The organism is Vibrio pomeroyi, assembly GCF_024347595.1.
GTDB lineage: Bacteria > Pseudomonadota > Gammaproteobacteria > Enterobacterales > Vibrionaceae > Vibrio > Vibrio pomeroyi.
In genome coordinates this window covers 3,397,346-3,415,169 of sequence record NZ_AP025506.1, presented here as the reverse complement: position 1 = coordinate 3,415,169, position 17,824 = coordinate 3,397,346, and the positions used below count along the sequence as shown (strand labels likewise).

The following is a 17,824-nucleotide window of genomic DNA, read 5'->3' as shown; positions in this document are numbered from 1 at the left end:
TTTGAGCATTTACAAATTGTTTTTGTAATTTGCATAAAATTCAATCAATTAGCGCCCAAAGTCTTGTCTAGCCTTGCTTGCGACCAGAGATACGACACCACTCTTGTTGCTCGATGATCGGATCAATGTGAAGCTCATCACGATAATAAGTCGCAACATCTTCCGCTTGTGTATCTAAAACACCCGACATCGCCAGCACACCATTTGGCTTAACTAGGCCTTTAATGATGCTTGAAAGGTCACGTAATGGACCTGCAAGAATGTTGGCAACAACCACGTCAGCCAGCAAACCTTCAGGTTGATCTTGTGGCAAGAACACTTCTAGTTGCTCAGCAACGCCATTGCGTTGTGCATTGTCTTTTGATGCAAGCAGAGCTTGAGGATCAATGTCGATCCCGATAACTTTTGCTGCGCCAAGTTTGATCGCTGCGATCGCTAGGATGCCTGAACCACAACCGAAATCGATCACGGTTTTGCCTGTAAGGTCTAGACCTTCAAGCCACTCAAGACACAATGCCGTTGTTGGGTGAGTACCTGTACCGAATGCAAGACCTGGATCCAGCATTACGTTTACAGCGTCAGGTTCAGGGATATCGCGCCAGCTAGGGCAGATCCATAAACGCTCACCAAACTTCATTGGGTGGAAGTTGTCCATCCATTCACGTTCCCAATCCTTGTCTTCAATTTGCTCTACTTTATGAGCAAAGTCTGCAGGGAACATGTTGCTTGCTTTAATCTGCGCTAGAACGACACCAGTATCAGTCTCAGCGTCGTAAAGCGCGAGAATGTCAGTATCACCCCAAAGGCGAGTTTCACCCGGCAGAGGCTCAAATACAGGGGTATCTTGTGCATCCAGGAAAGTTACAGAAAGAGCACCAGTCTCTTCCATTAACATGTCGCCGATTTGTTCGGCATTTTCATTGGTAGCATTAAGCTTGATTTGAATCCAAGGCATGGCTGCATCTTCTATATGAGAAAAATTGGATGGCGAGTCTAGCAGAAAATATGAGCAAATTCACCAAAACCCCACGGAATAAAATGGGGATTAAAGATTGAGTTTATCGGGGCTCTAAAAACAAAAATGCTCACCGAAGTGAGCATTTTAAATGTTCTTAAAAGAACCGATTACTTAGGGCTAGTTTTATTGCAGACCAAGCTTCTTCTCAAGGTAGTGGATGTTCGCACCACCGTGTTGGAAGTTTTCGTCGTTCATAATAGACAGTTGCAGTTCAGTATTAACGTTAATACCTTCAACAATCATTTCACCCAGTGCGTTCTTCATACGAGCGATAGCAACATCACGGTTCTCACCGTAAGTGATCAGCTTACCAATCATTGAATCGTAGTGTGGTGGCACTGTGTAACCTGTGTAGATATGAGATTCCCAACGTACGCCCATGCCGCCTGGTGCGTGGAAACGTTCAATCTTACCTGGAGAAGGTAGGAAACGAACTGGATCTTCAGCATTGATACGACATTCGATTGAGTGGCCACGCAGCTTAATATCATCTTGAGTGAATGATAGAGGCTGACCAGCAGCAATACGCAGTTGCTCTTTCACTAGGTCGATACCCGTTACCATTTCAGTAATCGTGTGCTCAACCTGGATACGTGTGTTCATTTCGATGAAGTAGAATTCACCATTCTCGTATAGGAATTCAAATGTACCTGCGCCGCGGTAACCAATCTCAAGACAAGCACGAGTACAACGTTCGCCGATGTACTTACGCATTTCTTCAGTGATACCTGGAGCTGGTGCTTCTTCCACAACTTTCTGGTGACGACGTTGCATTGAACAGTCACGCTCACCTAGGTGGATAGCATTACCTTGGCCATCTGCAAGCACTTGTACTTCAATGTGACGTGGGTTTTCTAGGAATTTCTCCATGTAAACCATGTCGTTGTTGAAACATGCTTTTGCTTCAGCACGAGTCATCGCGATAGCTTCTGTTAGTTCTGCTTCAGAACGAACAACACGCATACCACGACCGCCGCCGCCGCCAGATGCCTTGATGATTACTGGGAAACCAATGCGCTTAGCGTGCGCTTTGTTTTTCGCGTCGTCGTCGTCAAGAGGACCGTCAGAACCTGGTACACAAGGTACGCCAGCTTTCTTCATCGACGTGATAGCTGACACTTTGTCACCCATCATGCGAATAGTTTCAGCTTTAGGGCCAACAAAGATAAAGCCACTACGCTCTACCTGTTCTGCAAAGTCTGCATTTTCAGATAGGAAGCCGTAGCCAGGGTGAACGGCTACTGCACCTGTAACTTCAGCTGCGCTGATGATACGAGGGATGTTTAGGTAGCTATCGATACCACGAGCTGGACCGATACAAATGGTTTCGTCTGCAAGCAGTACGTGCTTAAGATCGCGGTCAGCTGTTGAGTGAACAGCTACCGTTTTAATGCCAAGCTCTTTACATGCACGCAGAATACGTAGTGCAATCTCACCACGGTTCGCGATTACTAATTTATCTAACATAATGAGTGCTCTCTATTATTCGATAATTACTAGAGCTTGGTCGAATTCTACTGGTTGACCATCTTCAACTAGGATAGCGGTAACAACACCAGACTTATCAGCTTCGATTTGGTTCATCATTTTCATTGCTTCAACGATACATAGAGTTTCGCCAGCTGTTACTGATTGACCAACTTTAACGAATGGTTTTGCGTCTGGGCTTGGAGCGCCGTAGAAAGTACCAACCATTGGAGAAAGAACTTGGTGGCCCGCTGGAACTGCTGGAGCCGCTGCTTCTGCTGCTACAGGTGCCGCCGCCGCAGGAGCTGCTGCCGCTGCTACAGGAGCTGGAGCTGCTGCATATTGAACAGGTGCTACAGGTGCAGTGCTGTTACGACTGATTCGTACTGACTCTTCACCTTCAGAGATTTCTAGCTCAGAAATACCAGATTCTTCAACCAATTCGATTAGCTTTTTGATTTTGCGAATATCCATTGTTTCTTTCTCTTTATCTGTTAATTGAACTTACTCTATGACTGAGTAGGTTAGTAATAGTTCGTTGTTTATGTTTACTTTGAGTTGAGCTTGCTGAGCGCAGCGGTCAAAGCAAATTGATAACCTTGGGCACCTAAGCCACAAATCACACCTTCTGCTTTATCAGATAGGTAAGAGTGGTGACGGAATGGTTCACGTGCGTGAACATTCGATAGATGGACCTCAATAAATGGGATTGCAACGCCAAGTAGTGCATCACGCAGTGCCACACTGGTATGTGTGAAGGCTGCTGGGTTGATAATGATAAAATCAACATTTTGATAAGCACTATGGATCGCTTCAATTAGTTCATACTCGCGATTTGACTGTAAGTGAGATAGCTCAACATCGTGTGCTTTCGCTTGCTCGGTCAATGAGCTAATAATCTGGTCAAGTGTTTGAGAACCGTAGTGTGCCGGCTCTCTTAGGCCTAACAGGTTAAGGTTTGGGCCATTTAAAACTAGAATGCGAAACTTTGTAGACATCGTGGGGCTATCTTCCTTCATCGTGTTTACGAACGTGAATGTTGCCATTTTATTGAAAATTTGCGGTTAATTTCTAGTGAGAAAAACCCAAATTTAAAAATTAGAACCAGATTATAGCTAATTCAGCGCAAATCGCAGCAATTTACTGGTCTAATCTCCTATTGATACAGCGTGGAATTGTTACCAACTTAACAAAAAAGCGCCTTAGCCTTAATTTGGGGCGGGATATTTGAGATCAAGATCAGCCATAAAAAAACCGCCACATAGGTGACGGTTTAGGTAAGGTCTGTTTTAAACAGTTATTCAGGGTGTGACTGGTTGCTTATGCCAGTTCTGCTTTCTCGGCAATCAGCTTATCAACCACACTTGGGTCTGCCAAAGTAGATGTATCACCTAGGTTACCTGTATCACCGGTAGCAATCTTGCGCAGGATACGACGCATGATTTTACCTGAACGAGTTTTCGGTAATGAGTCGGTCCAGTGCAGCACATCTGGCGTTGCGATTGGGCCGATCTCTTTACGTACCCAGTCTTTCACTTCTTTATGAAGTTCAGCAGTTGGGAACTCGCCATCATTGAGCGTGATGTAAGCGTAAATCGCTTGGCCTTTAATATCATGAGGGATACCCACAATCGCTGCTTCTGCGATCTTATCAAACGCTACTAGAGCCGATTCAATTTCTGCAGTACCCATACGGTGACCAGACACGTTAAGTACGTCATCAACACGACCAGTAATCCAGTAGTAGCCGTCTTCATCACGACGAGCGCCATCACTGGTGAAGTACATGCCTTTAAACGTAGAGAAGTAAGTCTGTTCGAAGCGGTCATGATCGCCATGAACGGTACGCATTTGGCCCGGCCAAGAATCTAGAATGACGAGGTTGCCGTCAGTTGCGCCCTCAATGATGTTACCCATGTTATCAACTAGTGCCGGTTGTACACCGAAGAATGGACGCGTCGCTGAGCCTGGTTTTAGGTCGGTTGCGCCCGGTAGTGGGGCGATTAAGATGCCGCCCGTTTCAGTTTGCCACCATGTATCAACAATTGGAGACTGCTCATTACCGATTGTTTTGTAGTACCACTCCCATGCTTCTGGGTTGATAGGTTCACCCACTGATCCCATGATTCTTAAGCTGTCACGAGAAGTGCCTTCAACGGCTTCGTTGCCTTTCGCCATTAGTGCACGAATAGCCGTTGGTGCAGTATAAAGAATATTCACTTGGTGCTTATCGACTACTTCACTCATGCGGCTTGTGTTCGGGTAGTTCGGCACGCCTTCAAACAGAATAGTTTTAGCGCCATTGGCAAGCGGCCCGTAAACAAGGTATGTGTGACCTGTAATCCAACCCACATCCGCAGTACACCAGAAGGTTTCGCCCTCTTGGTAGTCGAATACATATTTGAATGTCATTGCTGCATAAACAAGGTAACCACCTGTGGTGTGCATAACACCTTTAGGCTTGCCTGTTGAGCCTGAGGTATAAAGGATGAATAGTGGGTCTTCTGCATTCATCTCTTCTGGTGGGCAATCTGCCGATACATTAGCAATAGCATCGTGCCACCACACATCACGGTGTTCATGCCAAGCAACATCACCGCCAGTACGCTTGAATACTACAACCTTCTCGATGTTCTTCACTTCAGGGTTAGTCAGCGCTTCATCAACGTTTTTCTTAAGTGGAACAGCACGGCCGCCACGCACGCCTTCATCGGCAGTGATCACGACTTTAGAATTTGAATCGATAATACGACCAGACAGAGCTTCTGGTGAGAAACCACCGAATACCACTGTGTGAACCGCACCAATACGGGTACACGCCAGCATAGCAACAGCTGCTTCAGGTACCATTGGCATGTATAAACACACCACATCACCTTTACGTACGCCTTGCTCTTTCAGAGCATTTGAAAACAGGCACACTTCTTTGTGTAGTTCATTAAAAGTTAGAGTTTTATCATCGGCAGGGTCATCACCTTCCCAGATGATTGCGACTTCATCACCGCGTTCTGCAAGGTGACGGTCGATACAGTTAGCCGATACGTTAAGCGTGCCATCTTCAAACCAACGGATGTCGATATGACCAGGGTCGAAAGAGGTATTTTTTACCTGTGTGAAAGGCTTAATCCAATCAACGATTTTTCCGTGTTCACCCCAAAAGCCTTCAGGGTCAGAAACAGATTGCTGGTACATGGCTAGGTAAGTGTCATTATCCGCGTGTGTGGTTGATTTAATATTTTCTTTTACCGGATAAACGTGGGCTTCACTCATTGCATCTCTCCTTGTGCCTACATTCCTAATGAACTGGCAACTTCCTTTGTGTTCAGTTTCTAGGTCTATTACAGAACCGTCTTTGTGTTATCACTCTCGGCTAGGACGGCGATTTCCACAATTAGACTTTAGGATGAGACGCCGCTTTTCACTTAAAAAATAGCGAGTTAAGTTCATTTTTGAGATGTTGCTCTCTATGTAGAAAGCCCGTGGTTGAATTAAGAATAAGAAGAGTTGAAGCGAGGCAGGTCACCGTGTTTCAGGCGAACAAAGATCAGCGCGGCGGAGATAGCGTCTTGTAATGCATCATGTTTATTGACTGGAATAGGCAAGTCGAGCTGGCGACAGATGGCATCCATGCTGAGGTCGAAGTAGGCATTGGGCAGCTGTCTTTCGAGTTTGTCTTGATAGAGTTGGCTCACTTCGACTAATCGGTTAGGCAGTGGGAATCCGAGCTGTTTTAAACAGGCGCGGTCGAGAATTTTTTTGTCATAGCGGATGTGATAGCCGACTAAAGGACGATTACCAATAAAATTAAGTAACTCAATTAAGGCCTGCTTCTCTTCTATGCCGTGTTTGAGATCTTGATGGCGAATACGGTGGATTTTTATCGAATTGCAATCGAGTGATTGAGGCGCTCGCAACCGCACTTCAAAAGGTTGGCTGGTAATGATTCGGTTACCGATGATCTTGGTCGCGGCAATGGTCACCAGTTCGGCTTGATTGGGGTCGAGGCTGGTGGTTTCACAATCGAGTGAGACATATTCTTGATGAACAGGCGCAGTAAACAGAGGCTGATACGAAGAGCCTTTGAGCTTGTGGTGCCAGTAATAGCGAACCAGTCTATTCATCGTTCAATCGCCTAGTCCCTTATCTGATAGTGGTAGCCGAGCCATTGCTTGAATTTTTTAACCACATGCAGACTATGACGAAGCAGATCTCGGTCTGCTCGCTCCATCAGTTTGACGTCGATTTTATTGCTGCTGTGCTGTTGTGAAAGGCGTTGTGATAAGCGCCACTTAAAGAACTGCTTGAGCGCTTCATTGAGGTTATCCGCGGTGCTTTGCTCTAGTACCTTTTTGTTCACGAGATGCTCAATGCGTTCAAAGGTGTTATTGACCGTCACACCATGTTCAAGGCTCAGTGCTCTCACACCGTGCACGAGAGGGAAAATACCGCCTTGTTTGATGTCGAGTCCCGATTTGGATTGTTTCACATTACCAAACAGGGTCAGGGGAACCGAGAAGTTCAGAGCTGGGCGGCAGAATTCGGTCAGAATCAACTCTTGTCCGAGCATCAAATCACTGAGGTGCTGTTTGACCGGTTTTAGTAGTTCTCTGTTTCCCGCCACGGCGTGTGCGTCCGCCATGATGGCGATATCCATCACGGTCTCTGGCGTTGCTTTTCTTACCCAACTGGTGAGGGTTTGTTTCCACTCTTGTTCTGAATGCACCCATTTCGGGTTGTTGACCATCACGTTGCCCGGGCATAACGGATACCCCAATTGCTGCAGTGTGTGGGTGAGGTCGTTCATGGCACTTTGACATTGATGCCACTCCAAACCATCTTGAATTATTAACGCGTTGTCTTGATCGGTTTTGAGGATTTGTTCTCCACGCCCCTCAGAACCCAACACGATCAAGCAGCAATGGTTGTGTAGCGCTGGCGGGATAACTAACTCAAACGCCTTCTCTATAATCTGTTCATTTACGGCTGAAATTAGCTCCATGATAAAGCGTGTACGAATGCCATTACTGAGTAGGCTTTCGACCAATTGACGCTGCTTGTTGGAAGCCATGGCCAACTCTTCAATGCTGGTGGCTCGCGCAATTCGCAAAGTAAGTACATGCGAGTGAGTGGAGAACGCGCTGAGTATTTGCGTCATATCGACCATGCCCACTGCGTTTTGACCATCACAAACCATCAGTCTTTTTACGCGATTTCGGGTCATGGTGATCATGGCATTAAACAAGAAATCGCCTTGATTAACATGCAGAACAGGGAAGGTTGCTATCTCGCCAACCGCAGTATCTAGCGGGCGGTTATCGAGCATCACCGCGTGCAATAAATTGGTTCGTGTGACGATTCCATATGGAAAGGTACATGATGATCCAAAAGCTTTTGGATCATCATGTGCCAAATGAACTAGAGCCGAGTCCAACCCTTGCTCTTTAAGGGTTTGAGTCACTTGGTTAATCGGTTGGTTGGGTTCGAGTATCAGTGGTGGGTGATAAATAGAGTCGTCGACTTTGGTCAGTATGAACTCGGCAAGATTCTGTTGCTGCTGAGCGGCTTCAATCAGTGCTTTTCGGGTCGATAGGTTACTATCAAAGTAAGCCGCGAACTGGCCATTGGCGTGGTAAAGCTCAAGGAATATATCGGTTGGTAATAGATAACTTAAGGTATCTTCTAGCGCGATATATTGGTGCTTGGTGTGAGGCTCAAATTGACTACGCACATCGAAAATATCGTCATTGGCATAGTGCGCGTAGATCTCTCCATTGCTACTGGCACGCTCTTCGACGGCCCCTTTAATCAGAATATGCAGATGGCGACTTGGGCGGTCGGCCTCCAATATCACCTCGTGCGCTCGGTAATAAACCACATCTAATGAGGAACGCAGCGTTAACTGTTCCGCGTCGGACAGGCTATCGAAGGGCGGGTGCTGCATATTAAATTTATCAGGCATAAGCATCGAAAGAGTTAGGAGTCTCTTTTCAGTCTGACAAATTACCAGCGAAGCTCCAGACGACTTTAGTCTAAATGCGATCGTGAGGGCTAGTGAATGCTGGATACTTGAACTAAATGGGATGTCGATATTCATTGAATACAGGAATGCTATCTCTTCAATAATTCCCTTTTTCATCCTATGCGACGTAGGCATAATTGGTGCTGCTTCTTTCTGCACATTTTATAGGTCGCCTATGTTTAGTCCTTCTCCCTATGGCTGGATCTCCCAGTATTTTCTTGGTTTCTTTTTTGCCTATGGTGTTTATTTGCCATTTTGGGCGCTGTGGTTTGAAGACCAAGGCGTCTCTGCAGGTGACATTGGTGTATTGATTGGTATCGGCTTTGCGACGCGTTGTGTGGCAAATCTAGTGATTACGCCTCGTATCCATAAAGTTGAACACTTAATGCCAGCTCTGCGTTGTTTGAGTTTTGCGGCACTGCTATTTGTAGGCTTCCACTTTTTCACCGGCGGCAGCTTTATATTGATGCTGTTGGCAACGGTGCTGTTTAACCTCTGCTATGGACCGATCATCCCGCTCTCGGATGCGATGGCTAACCACTACAGTCGCCTTAATATGCTCGACTATGGACGCACTCGCTTATGGGGTTCGATCGCCTTTATCGCAGGTTCGACAGTGGTGGGTTACTTGGTCGCGCAATTCGGCACGGACATGATCTTGTACACGGCGTTTGCTGGTGTGCTGGTGTCATTAGTGCTGGCGATGAGAAATCCGAACGTGATGCCGGTGACGCATTCTCAACAACAGGCGGTACGTCCTAAACTGGGTGAACTGTTGCGAGAGTCTTCTGTTGTGAAGTTCTTGGCTTTGATGGCACTGCTGCAAGGTAGCCACGCCGCGTATTACAGCTTTAGTGCGATTTACTGGAAAGAAGCGGGCCACTCTGAAGCCATTATTGGTTACCTATGGAGCTTAGGTGTGGTTGCCGAAGTCGCAGTATTTGCTCTAAGCAAGCGACTGTTCTCTGGATTAACGTTGCGTACTTTGTTTGTTGTGGCGGCATTAGGTGTGATGGCTCGTTGGGGTATCACAGCATCAACCACGGCCATTGCTGCTCTGATTTTGGTGCAACTACTGCATGGCGTGACCTTCGCGATGGCGCACATCGCTGCGATTCAATACATTCAGTCTGAAGAACAGAACAAGATGGTGGCGTTGCAAGCTCTGTACAACGCAATCCCGCTGGGTGCATTCATTGCTTTAATGACAACACTGAGTGGCTGGGGCTATGAGCTATGGGGTGCCAATATCTTTTGGGCAATGGCTGCGATGGGTGGACTGGCACTGTTCATCAAACTGGATGAAAGAAGCTCTGTGGTTGAAGTTAATCAACCAGAGTCAGAAGTTCATAGCTGATAACCAATCGTGATTATTAGAGTCTAAAGCACAGAATTTAAGCGATGCGATTGAGTTAATCCCACATCCTTAGTTAAATGAAACCTCTCCCTTATGGAGAGGTTTTTTTATGGATGAAGAAAGGGTTTTCAATGCAAGGATGGGTAGTAATTCCAGTCTCTTTAGCCTACTTGGGCGTGTTATTTCTGATCGCTTGGTATGGAGACAGGCAGGTTCGTTGGCTATCGCGCTGGCGTCCGTGGATCTATAGCCTTTCCATTGCGGTGTATTGCACCTCTTGGACCTTCTATGGAACGGTGGGTCAGGCGAGCAATAACCCGTGGTCTTTCTTACCCATCTATCTCGCACCAATTCTGGTATTCACTCTCGGCTGGCGGATCTTAGCGCGGCTGATTTTGATCGCGAAACGGGAACACATCACCTCAATTGCCGATTTCATCGCGGCTCGCTACGGAAAATCTCAAGGCTTAGCGGTGGCCGTCACCGTGATTGCTGTGGTCGGTATTCTTCCTTATATCGCGCTGCAATTGCGTGGTATCACCATGGGGCTCGATATTGTTGCTCCGAGTCTGGCGCAAGATTTTGGCTATCAGGATTATCACGTCTCTTGGTTTGTGGTTGGTGCACTGGCCATCTTCACCATGTTGTTTGGTACCAGGCACATCGATAACACGGAACATCACCGTGGCATGATGATGGCGGTGGCGTTTGAGTCCATCGTTAAGTTGGCGGCATTCCTGATTGTTGGTCTGTTTATCATGTATTTGGCGATGAGCAGCGATAAAATCGACCTGCTTGATGTGGCGGCTTCCACCTACGAATCACCGAATATTCCGACCTTAATTATTCATACCGTCTTAACCATGTTGGCGATTGTCTGTTTGCCACGCCAATTCCATACTATGGTAGTTGAAAACGAGCGCCCTCAAGATCTGCACACCGCTCGTTGGTTATTTCCGCTTTATCTGATTTTGATGGGCTTGTTCGTACTGCCGATCGCATGGGCAGGTCAGGGATTATTGACCGACATGCCAGCCGATACTTACGTTATCAGTGTGCCAATGGCAGAGGGTGCTAATCATATTGCCTTGCTCGCTTTCTTAGGTGGTACTTCTGCTGCGAGTGGCATGGTGATTGTCTCGACCATCGCGTTAGCAATCATGGTGTCGAACGATTTAGTGATGCCTTTGCTTCTGCGTCGCATGCGCTTAACTCAAAGAACCCATCGTCATTTTTCTGGACTGTTACTCGTTATTCGTCGCGGGTTGATCCTGTTGCTGCTTCTTGGTGCTTGGTTGTTCTATCAGGCGCTCGACACCATTCATTCCTTGTCTGCGATCGGCTTCCTTTCGTTTGCAGCGATTGCTCAATTTGCTCCGGCGTTGATTGGCGGTTTGTACTGGCGTCCGGGTAACCGAAAGGGTGTCTATGTCGGCTTAATGGTCGGTTCGGTGATTTGGCTGATTACTCTGATGAGTCAAACCAGCATGTTGGCAGGCGATAGCGAAAGTAACCTTTTGCTGTGGATTATCACGCCGCCAGAGTTGCTCAGTAGCTGGAATATCAGCAGTTCTAACTGGGGCATTGTGCTGAGTATTGTGCTTAATACCTTATGCTATGCAGTGGTTTCGATGTCGACAAGACCAAGCCTAAGTGAGCGCTTACAATCGGCAGCATTTGTTGGTACACCGCTGCCTGAGAATGAAAATATCAGCCTGTATCAGAACCGTGTGACGGTCGCTGAACTAGAGATGTTGGCATCGCGCTTTGTCGGTCGAAAGCGCGCGAAAAGCGCCTTACACAGCTATTGGCAACAACACGGACAGCCGTTGCTTCCTAATCAACAAGCGCCCGCGAGTTTGATTCGACATGCAGAGCGCGTACTCGCGGGTGTATTCGGCGCATCTTCCGCTAAGTTAGTACTTACTTCTGCTCTGCAGGGCAGAAATATGCAGCTTGAAGAAGTTGCGACCATCGTTGATGAAGCCTCTGAACTGTACGATTTTAGCCGTGGCTTACTGCAAGGTGCGATTGAACACATAGGCCAAGGCATTGCGGTAATAGACAAACAAATGAGGCTGGTGGCGTGGAATCAACGTTACTTAGAACTGTTTGAATTCCCCGCGGGTTTGATTCAGGTTGGGCGACCCATTTCAGATGTGATTCGCCACAATGCCGAGCAAGGTTTGTGTGGTCCGGGTGACCCAGAAGATCACGTTCGCCGCCGTGTTTATCACCTTGAGCAAGGTACGCGACACACCTCTTCTCGTATTCGTCCTGATGGCCGAGTGATTGAGGTGCAAGGTAATCCGATGCCAAGTGGTGGCTTCGTAATGAGCTTCACTGACATCACGGTATTCAGACAAGCAGAGCAAGCATTAAAAGATGCCAATGAAACCTTGGAATCGAGAGTTCACGAACGAACTCAAGAGCTCGAAAAGCTGAACCATCGCTTGGTCAAGGCGACACAAATCTCTGACCAAGAATCGCAATCTAAGAGTCGTTTCTTGGCGGCAGTAAGCCACGACTTGATGCAGCCACTCAATGCAGCGCGCTTGTTTGCTTCCTCACTTTCAGAGGTGGCAAAAGAGCAAGAGGTGAAGCAACTTTCGTCTCATATCGAGAGTGCGCTTGGTGCTGCTGAAGATTTGATTGGCGACTTATTGGATATCTCTCGATTGGAATCCGGCAAGCTAGAAACCAACATCCATGCGATAGCTGTGCACGATGTACTAACCAACTTAAATGCGGAATTTAGTGCCTTAGCGAGACAACAAAAAATTGAGTTTAAGATGATTCCATCGTCACTGTTCATTCACTCTGACCCTAAGTTATTAAGGCGTGTGATTCAGAACTTTTTGACCAACGCTTTTCGCTATAACCCAGAAGGGAAAGTGGTACTCGGTGCGAGACGAGTCAATGGTCAGGTGCGAATTGATGTCTGGGATAACGGAACCGGTATTGACGAAGACAAGCAACAAGAGATCTTTGAAGAGTTTACTCGTGGCAGTCAAGTGCGTGCAGACCAAGGCTTGGGATTAGGCCTTGCGATTTCTAAAGGTATTGCTCATGTACTTGGTCATCAAATATCGATGCGTTCATGGCCGGGGCAAGGCAGTGTTTTCTCTATCACCTTAGCGAGAGCCGAACAGATCGCTCCGGTTGTGCAAGCTTCAGCGCCAATGGCAACAAGTGATATCGAACACCTGAAAATCTTGTGTGTCGATAATGAGCGCGAGATTTTGGTCGGAATGGAGAACCTGATTGGTCGATGGGGCTGTGAGGTTAAGACCGCGGTTGATCTGGTTGAAAGCTTGAAGTGTCTCGACGATGGTTGGCAGCCGGATGTGATCTTCTCTGATTATCGCCTCGATAATGGTCGAACGGGTCTGGAAGTGTTGCAACAGTGTCGCTTGCGCCTTGGCGACTCCTTTGAAGGGGTCATCATTAGTGCCGATAGAACCGATGACATGTTGGCAGCGATAAAGGCCAATAGTTTTAGCTTTATCGCCAAGCCAGTGAAGCCGTTAAAACTCAGAGCGGTATTGAATCGTGTGAGTTAATTTGAATTAACAGGTTCGGATTAGCACGTTTGGATTTGCTAGCGGATATCGAAAAGGCCTCGTATGAGGCCTTTTTTGTCTCTGCTATTTCAGTGAGTTTTAGCAAATGTTTGTCAGCTTGCTAACTAACCTGCAATACCACCTTGAGTGAGGGCGGTTGGATCAAGCAGCTTGCTGAGTTCTTCTCGGCTGAGATCGGTTTCTCTTTCTGCAACATCAAGGATTGGCAAACCCTCTTTGTAGGCTTTCTTAGCAATATCCGCTGCCTTGAGGTAACCAATCACAGGGTTGAGTGCTGTCACTAGAATTGGATTCTTTGAAAGTGCTAAATCAAGATTGTCTTGGCGCACCGTGAAGGTCGCAACCGCTTTATCTGCTAGCGCGACAGAGCTGTTAGCCAATAGCTCTATACTTTCTAGTACGTTATGAGCAATGACTGGCAGCATCACATTCAGCTGGAAGTTACCAGATTGGCCAGCGACAGTAATAGTGGTGTCGTTACCAATCACTTGTGCAGCTGCCATCGCTGCGGCTTCTGGAATCACAGGGTTTACTTTGCCCGGCATGATCGATGAGCCTGGCTGTAGTGCCTGCAATTCAATTTCACCTAAGCCTGCCAATGGGCCAGAGTTCATCCAGCGAAGATCGTTTGAGATCTTCATGATCGCAACTGCTGCAGTTTTGAGCTGACCCGAAAACGCAACGATCGCATCTTGGCTGCTGAGATTAAAAAAGAAGTTCTCACTTGAGTTAAAACTGATCTTTGTCGACTGAGACAGGTTACTTGCAAACTTATCGGCAAAGCGTGGGTCGGCATTGATCCCCGTTCCTACCGCCGTTCCACCTTGAGCAAGTGCTTTGATAGCGGGCAGGGTGCTTTCAATGGCTTGCTTAGCGTGTTCAATCTGGAATTTCCAACCACCGAGCTCTTGAGTAAAGGTAATTGGCATCGCATCCATTAGGTGAGTACGGCCTGTTTTTACTACCTCGGCTAGTTCTTGCTGTTTAACGGTAAGTGCTTCTGAAAGGTGAGTTAATGCAGGTAGCAGTTTGTTTTCTGCCATAAGAGCGACACTGACTTGAATTGCGGTTGGCACCACATCGTTGCTGCTTTGGCCCATATTGACGTGATCATTCGGATTCACGTTCCCTTGCAAACTTCTTGAAGCGAGTGTTGCAATCACTTCGTTGGCATTCATGTTGGAGCTTGTGCCAGAGCCAGTTTGGTAAACATCGATCGGGAATTGATCGAGGTATTTACCATCAATGATCTCTTGGCTCGCTTCGGCGATCGCGTTGGCAATATCACCTTCCAATAAGCCCAACTGAGCGTTGGTGTCTGCGGCGGCCTGTTTAATGAATGCCAATGCTTGAATGAAGCTGGCTGGCATCTTGTGTGAACTAAAAGCAAAGTTATCTGCAGCACGTTGAGTTTGTGCTTGGTATAGCGCATCGGCAGGGACTTTTACTTCCCCCATGCTGTCTTTCTCAATTCGATATTGTAGGGTCATCTTCTATCCTTGTTAGCCAAGTGGGGCTTGGACTTGTTGTAGTGTTTGGCTGAGATTCAAAAAACGCGCTTGGCCTTGAGGTTGCTGGCAGTAGTGGCGTTTCAAATAAAATAGTGGTGAGTGAATAGAGTCTAGGCAGATATGACGAAAGGCGAAACTGCGCTCAGGAGACTCAATCGCTTCAATCAAATGGAAGAAAACTTGGCGCAGGTACAGCTCGCACAACAAGATGTTTTCTTGGGCTGCGTGCTTTTCATAGTAGGCGGAAAGCGTTAGTGCGCACTCGATGTAATCTCGAATCACAAACGGCTCATGGCCTTGTACTTGCTCTAATGAAGCAAAGCGATCTTGTGCTTTGTAAAACCTCGAATAGAGACCTTGCTGTTCTTTCATCATCATTTGCATCTCTTTATTGGATGTTAATGATAATTATTATCAAATGACATTTTAAAAACAACCCTTTGTTTGTCTTTTTATAAAATGAAAAGGGAAAAGAAAAAGCCGATACATGAAGTATCGGCTTTCTGAGATTCAGTACCTAATCCCTACAATGTAAGTACTGATTCATTTTTTGCTAAACATCTTTGTTTCGTGGTCGTGCTTAGTGGTCGTGAGCTTCACCAGCACCTTTCGGGTAACGGATGTTCTCAACCATGTCTTGTACATCTTGTGGCACTTCAGCAGTTACTTTGTTTACAGCAATTGATACTACGAAGTTTAGACACATACCTAGCGTACCGATGCCTTCTGGGCTGATACCAAACCACCAGTTTTCAGGTGTGCTTGCTGCTGGGTTAATGAACTTGAAGTAGATGATGTAGCTTGCTGTGAAGGCAATACCTGACAACATACCTGCAATTGCACCTTCCTTGTTCATCTTCTTGTAGAAGATACCTAGGATAATTGCTGGGAAGAAGGATGCTGCGGCTAAGCCGAAGGCAAACGCTACTACCTGTGCTACGAAACCTGGTGGGTTAATACCCAAGTAACCTGCACCGACAATCGCGACCATGGCGGCCAAACGAGCGGCTAACAGCTCCTGCTTGTCGGTCATGTTTGGTCTGAAGCCTTTCTTCAACAAGTCATGTGAAATCGACGTTGAGATTACCAATAGTAGACCCGCGGCAGTTGATAGTGCGGCTGCTAGGCCACCGGCTGCCAGTAGTGCTACAACCCAGTTTGGTAGTTTCGCTAGCTCTGGAGAAGCCAGTACGATGATGTCACGGTTAATCTTCATCTCGTTACGCTCATCGCCCGAGTAGAACATTTTGCCATCGCCGTTTTTATCTTCCCAACCTACTAGGCCAGTGCTTTCCCAGTTTTTGTACCAGCTTGGTGCGTCTGCTGCTGCGACACCTTGCATGTCAGGGCCGTTGATTGTTTCGATCATGTTTACACGAGCGAATGCTGCAACGCCTGGTGCTGTTGTGTATAGCAATGAGATGAACAGTAGAGCCCAACCCGCTGAGATACGAGCATCACGTACTTTTGGTACCGTGAAGAAACGAATGATTACGTGTGGAAGACCTGCAGTACCTACCATTAGAGCCGCACAGATGAAGAATACATCCACCATGCTCTTGTTACCTTCAGTATAGGCGGTAAATCCGAGTTCCTCGGTGAGTCCATCCAGTTTATCAAGTAAGTAAACATCCGTACCTGATAGCGTAGAGCCCATACCAACTTGTGGAAGTGGGTTACCTGTCATCATGATTGATGTAAAGATTGCTGGAACAAGGAAGGCGAAAATGAGGACACAGAATTGAGCTACCTGCGTATAAGTGATGCCTTTCATGCCACCAAGTACTGCGTAGAAGAACACAATACCCATACCAATGATGATACCTAGGTTAATGTCGACTTCTAGGAAACGAGAGAATACAACGCCTACACCACGCATCTGGCCTGCAACGTACGTGAATGATACGAAGATTGCACAGAATACCGCTACCATACGAGCTGTTTTCGAGTAGTAACGCTCACCGATGAAATCAGGAACCGTAAACTGACCGAACTTACGTAGGTAAGGTGCTAAACATAGCGCAAGTAGTACGTAACCACCTGTCCAACCCATTAGGTAAACCGCACCGTCGTAACCAACGAATGAGATGATACCTGCCATTGAGATGAATGATGCTGCCGACATCCAGTCAGCGGCAGTCGCCATGCCATTTGCTACTGGGTGTACACCACCGCCAGCAACGTAAAACTCACTCGTCGACCCTGCACGAGCCCAGATTGCGATGCCGATATATACCGCGAAAGTAATACCGACGAGAATAAACGTCCAAGTTTGAATATCCATGTTCTAGCCTCTAGTCTTCCTGTACGTTGTATTTTTTGTCGAGCGCATTCATGCGAACAACGTAAATAAATATCAGCGCCACGAAGGTGTATATCGAACCTTGCTGAGCGAACCAAAATCCTAGCTTGAACCCGCCAAACTGAACGGTATTGAGGGCATCCACAAATAAGATGCCAGCGCCGTAAGACACTGCAAACCAGACCGCGAGCAGTGTTCCCATAATTCCCAAGTTTTCCTTCCAGTAGGCTTGAGCATGTTCCGTAGATTCGAACGCCATTGCCTTCTCCTTTATTCCGTTTTCGTAGAAACCGTTTTTGTAAAATAGCGTGTTAACGTAATGTTACGATTTAGAATGTAGCAAGGATGAGTCAAGGGATCTGTGCAACTTTAGTCGGGATGCTATCGGCGCTAATGTACTGAAATATGGGAGTTAGGAGGCAGAACCATAGAAAAATGTGATGTTACAAGGTTGTTAAATTAGCCAAAGGTCTAACAAAAGTGGATGAATTAGAGTGCGAGTCATAAAATTTAACAACTAAATGACTGAGAAACGGTATTTAGTCCTGCGTATGACACGAAGGGAA

13 protein-coding genes are annotated in these 17,824 nt (G+C 46.8%); 2 read left to right on the top strand and 11 right to left on the bottom strand.

Annotation, left to right across the window (positions count from 1 at the left end; all coding sequences use genetic code 11):
- Window positions 1-67: 67 nt before the first annotated feature.
- The 7 genes from prmA to OCV12_RS15120 all read right to left on the bottom strand — a co-directional run bounded on the left by prmA (window position 68) and on the right by OCV12_RS15120 (window position 8,450).
- Window positions 68-955 (bottom strand): 50S ribosomal protein L11 methyltransferase, encoded by an 888-nt coding sequence (prmA, locus tag OCV12_RS15150; RefSeq protein ID WP_261884978.1) that lies wholly within the window; start codon window positions 953-955, stop codon window positions 68-70.
- Window positions 956-1,141: 186 nt separating this feature from the next.
- Window positions 1,142-2,485 (bottom strand): acetyl-CoA carboxylase biotin carboxylase subunit, encoded by a 1,344-nt coding sequence (gene accC, locus OCV12_RS15145; protein ID WP_017633389.1) that lies wholly within the window; start codon window positions 2,483-2,485, stop codon window positions 1,142-1,144.
- Window positions 2,486-2,500: 15 nt separating this feature from the next.
- Window positions 2,501-2,959: an acetyl-CoA carboxylase biotin carboxyl carrier protein gene (gene accB, locus OCV12_RS15140; RefSeq protein ID WP_261884977.1), complete on the bottom strand. Its 459-nt coding sequence runs from the start codon at window positions 2,957-2,959 to the stop codon at window positions 2,501-2,503.
- A 74-nt stretch (window positions 2,960-3,033) separates the two neighbouring features.
- Window positions 3,034-3,483 (bottom strand): type II 3-dehydroquinate dehydratase, encoded by a 450-nt coding sequence (aroQ, locus tag OCV12_RS15135; RefSeq protein ID WP_010435475.1) that lies wholly within the window; start codon window positions 3,481-3,483, stop codon window positions 3,034-3,036.
- A 322-nt stretch (window positions 3,484-3,805) separates the two neighbouring features.
- Window positions 3,806-5,755 carry an acetate--CoA ligase gene (gene acs, locus OCV12_RS15130; RefSeq protein ID WP_009844693.1) on the bottom strand — a complete coding sequence of 650 codons (1,950 nt, stop codon included), beginning with the start codon at window positions 5,753-5,755 and terminating at the stop codon, window positions 3,806-3,808.
- A gap of 218 nt (window positions 5,756-5,973) precedes the next feature.
- On the bottom strand, window positions 5,974-6,606 hold the full coding sequence (locus OCV12_RS15125) for a 3'-5' exonuclease (RefSeq protein ID WP_261884976.1): 633 nt from the start codon (window positions 6,604-6,606) through the stop codon (window positions 5,974-5,976).
- 11 nt (window positions 6,607-6,617) lie between these two features.
- Window positions 6,618-8,450 (bottom strand): DUF294 nucleotidyltransferase-like domain-containing protein, encoded by a 1,833-nt coding sequence (locus OCV12_RS15120; RefSeq protein WP_261885965.1) that lies wholly within the window; start codon window positions 8,448-8,450, stop codon window positions 6,618-6,620.
- Window positions 8,451-8,679: 229 nt separating this feature from the next.
- Here OCV12_RS15120 and OCV12_RS15115 point away from each other — a divergent pair, with 229 nt between their 5' ends.
- The gene (locus OCV12_RS15115) at window positions 8,680-9,861 is read left to right on the top strand and encodes a 3-phenylpropionate MFS transporter (RefSeq protein ID WP_261884975.1); all 1,182 of its coding nucleotides are present in this window, start codon (window positions 8,680-8,682) and stop codon (window positions 9,859-9,861) included.
- Window positions 9,862-9,992: 131 nt separating this feature from the next.
- Window positions 9,993-13,424 carry a hybrid sensor histidine kinase/response regulator gene (locus OCV12_RS15110; RefSeq protein ID WP_261884974.1) on the top strand — a complete coding sequence of 1,144 codons (3,432 nt, stop codon included), beginning with the start codon at window positions 9,993-9,995 and terminating at the stop codon, window positions 13,422-13,424.
- A 125-nt stretch (window positions 13,425-13,549) separates the two neighbouring features.
- Here OCV12_RS15110 and OCV12_RS15105 read toward each other — a convergent pair whose 3' ends face one another.
- From OCV12_RS15105 to OCV12_RS15090, 4 genes are all read right to left on the bottom strand, one after another.
- On the bottom strand, window positions 13,550-14,935 hold the full coding sequence (locus tag OCV12_RS15105; RefSeq protein ID WP_261884973.1) for a class II fumarate hydratase: 1,386 nt from the start codon (window positions 14,933-14,935) through the stop codon (window positions 13,550-13,552).
- Between the two features lie 12 nt (window positions 14,936-14,947).
- Window positions 14,948-15,334, bottom strand: coding sequence for a hypothetical protein (locus OCV12_RS15100; RefSeq protein WP_017630893.1), 387 nt, complete (start codon window positions 15,332-15,334; stop codon window positions 14,948-14,950).
- Window positions 15,335-15,536: 202 nt separating this feature from the next.
- A complete protein-coding gene (locus tag OCV12_RS15095) occupies window positions 15,537-17,240 on the bottom strand; it encodes a sodium:solute symporter family protein (RefSeq protein WP_017062715.1) in 1,704 nt (567 codons plus the stop codon).
- A gap of 10 nt (window positions 17,241-17,250) precedes the next feature.
- Complete coding sequence (locus OCV12_RS15090) at window positions 17,251-17,517, bottom strand: DUF4212 domain-containing protein (protein ID WP_010435433.1); 267 nt, start codon at window positions 17,515-17,517, stop codon at window positions 17,251-17,253.
- Window positions 17,518-17,824: the final 307 nt, after the last annotated feature.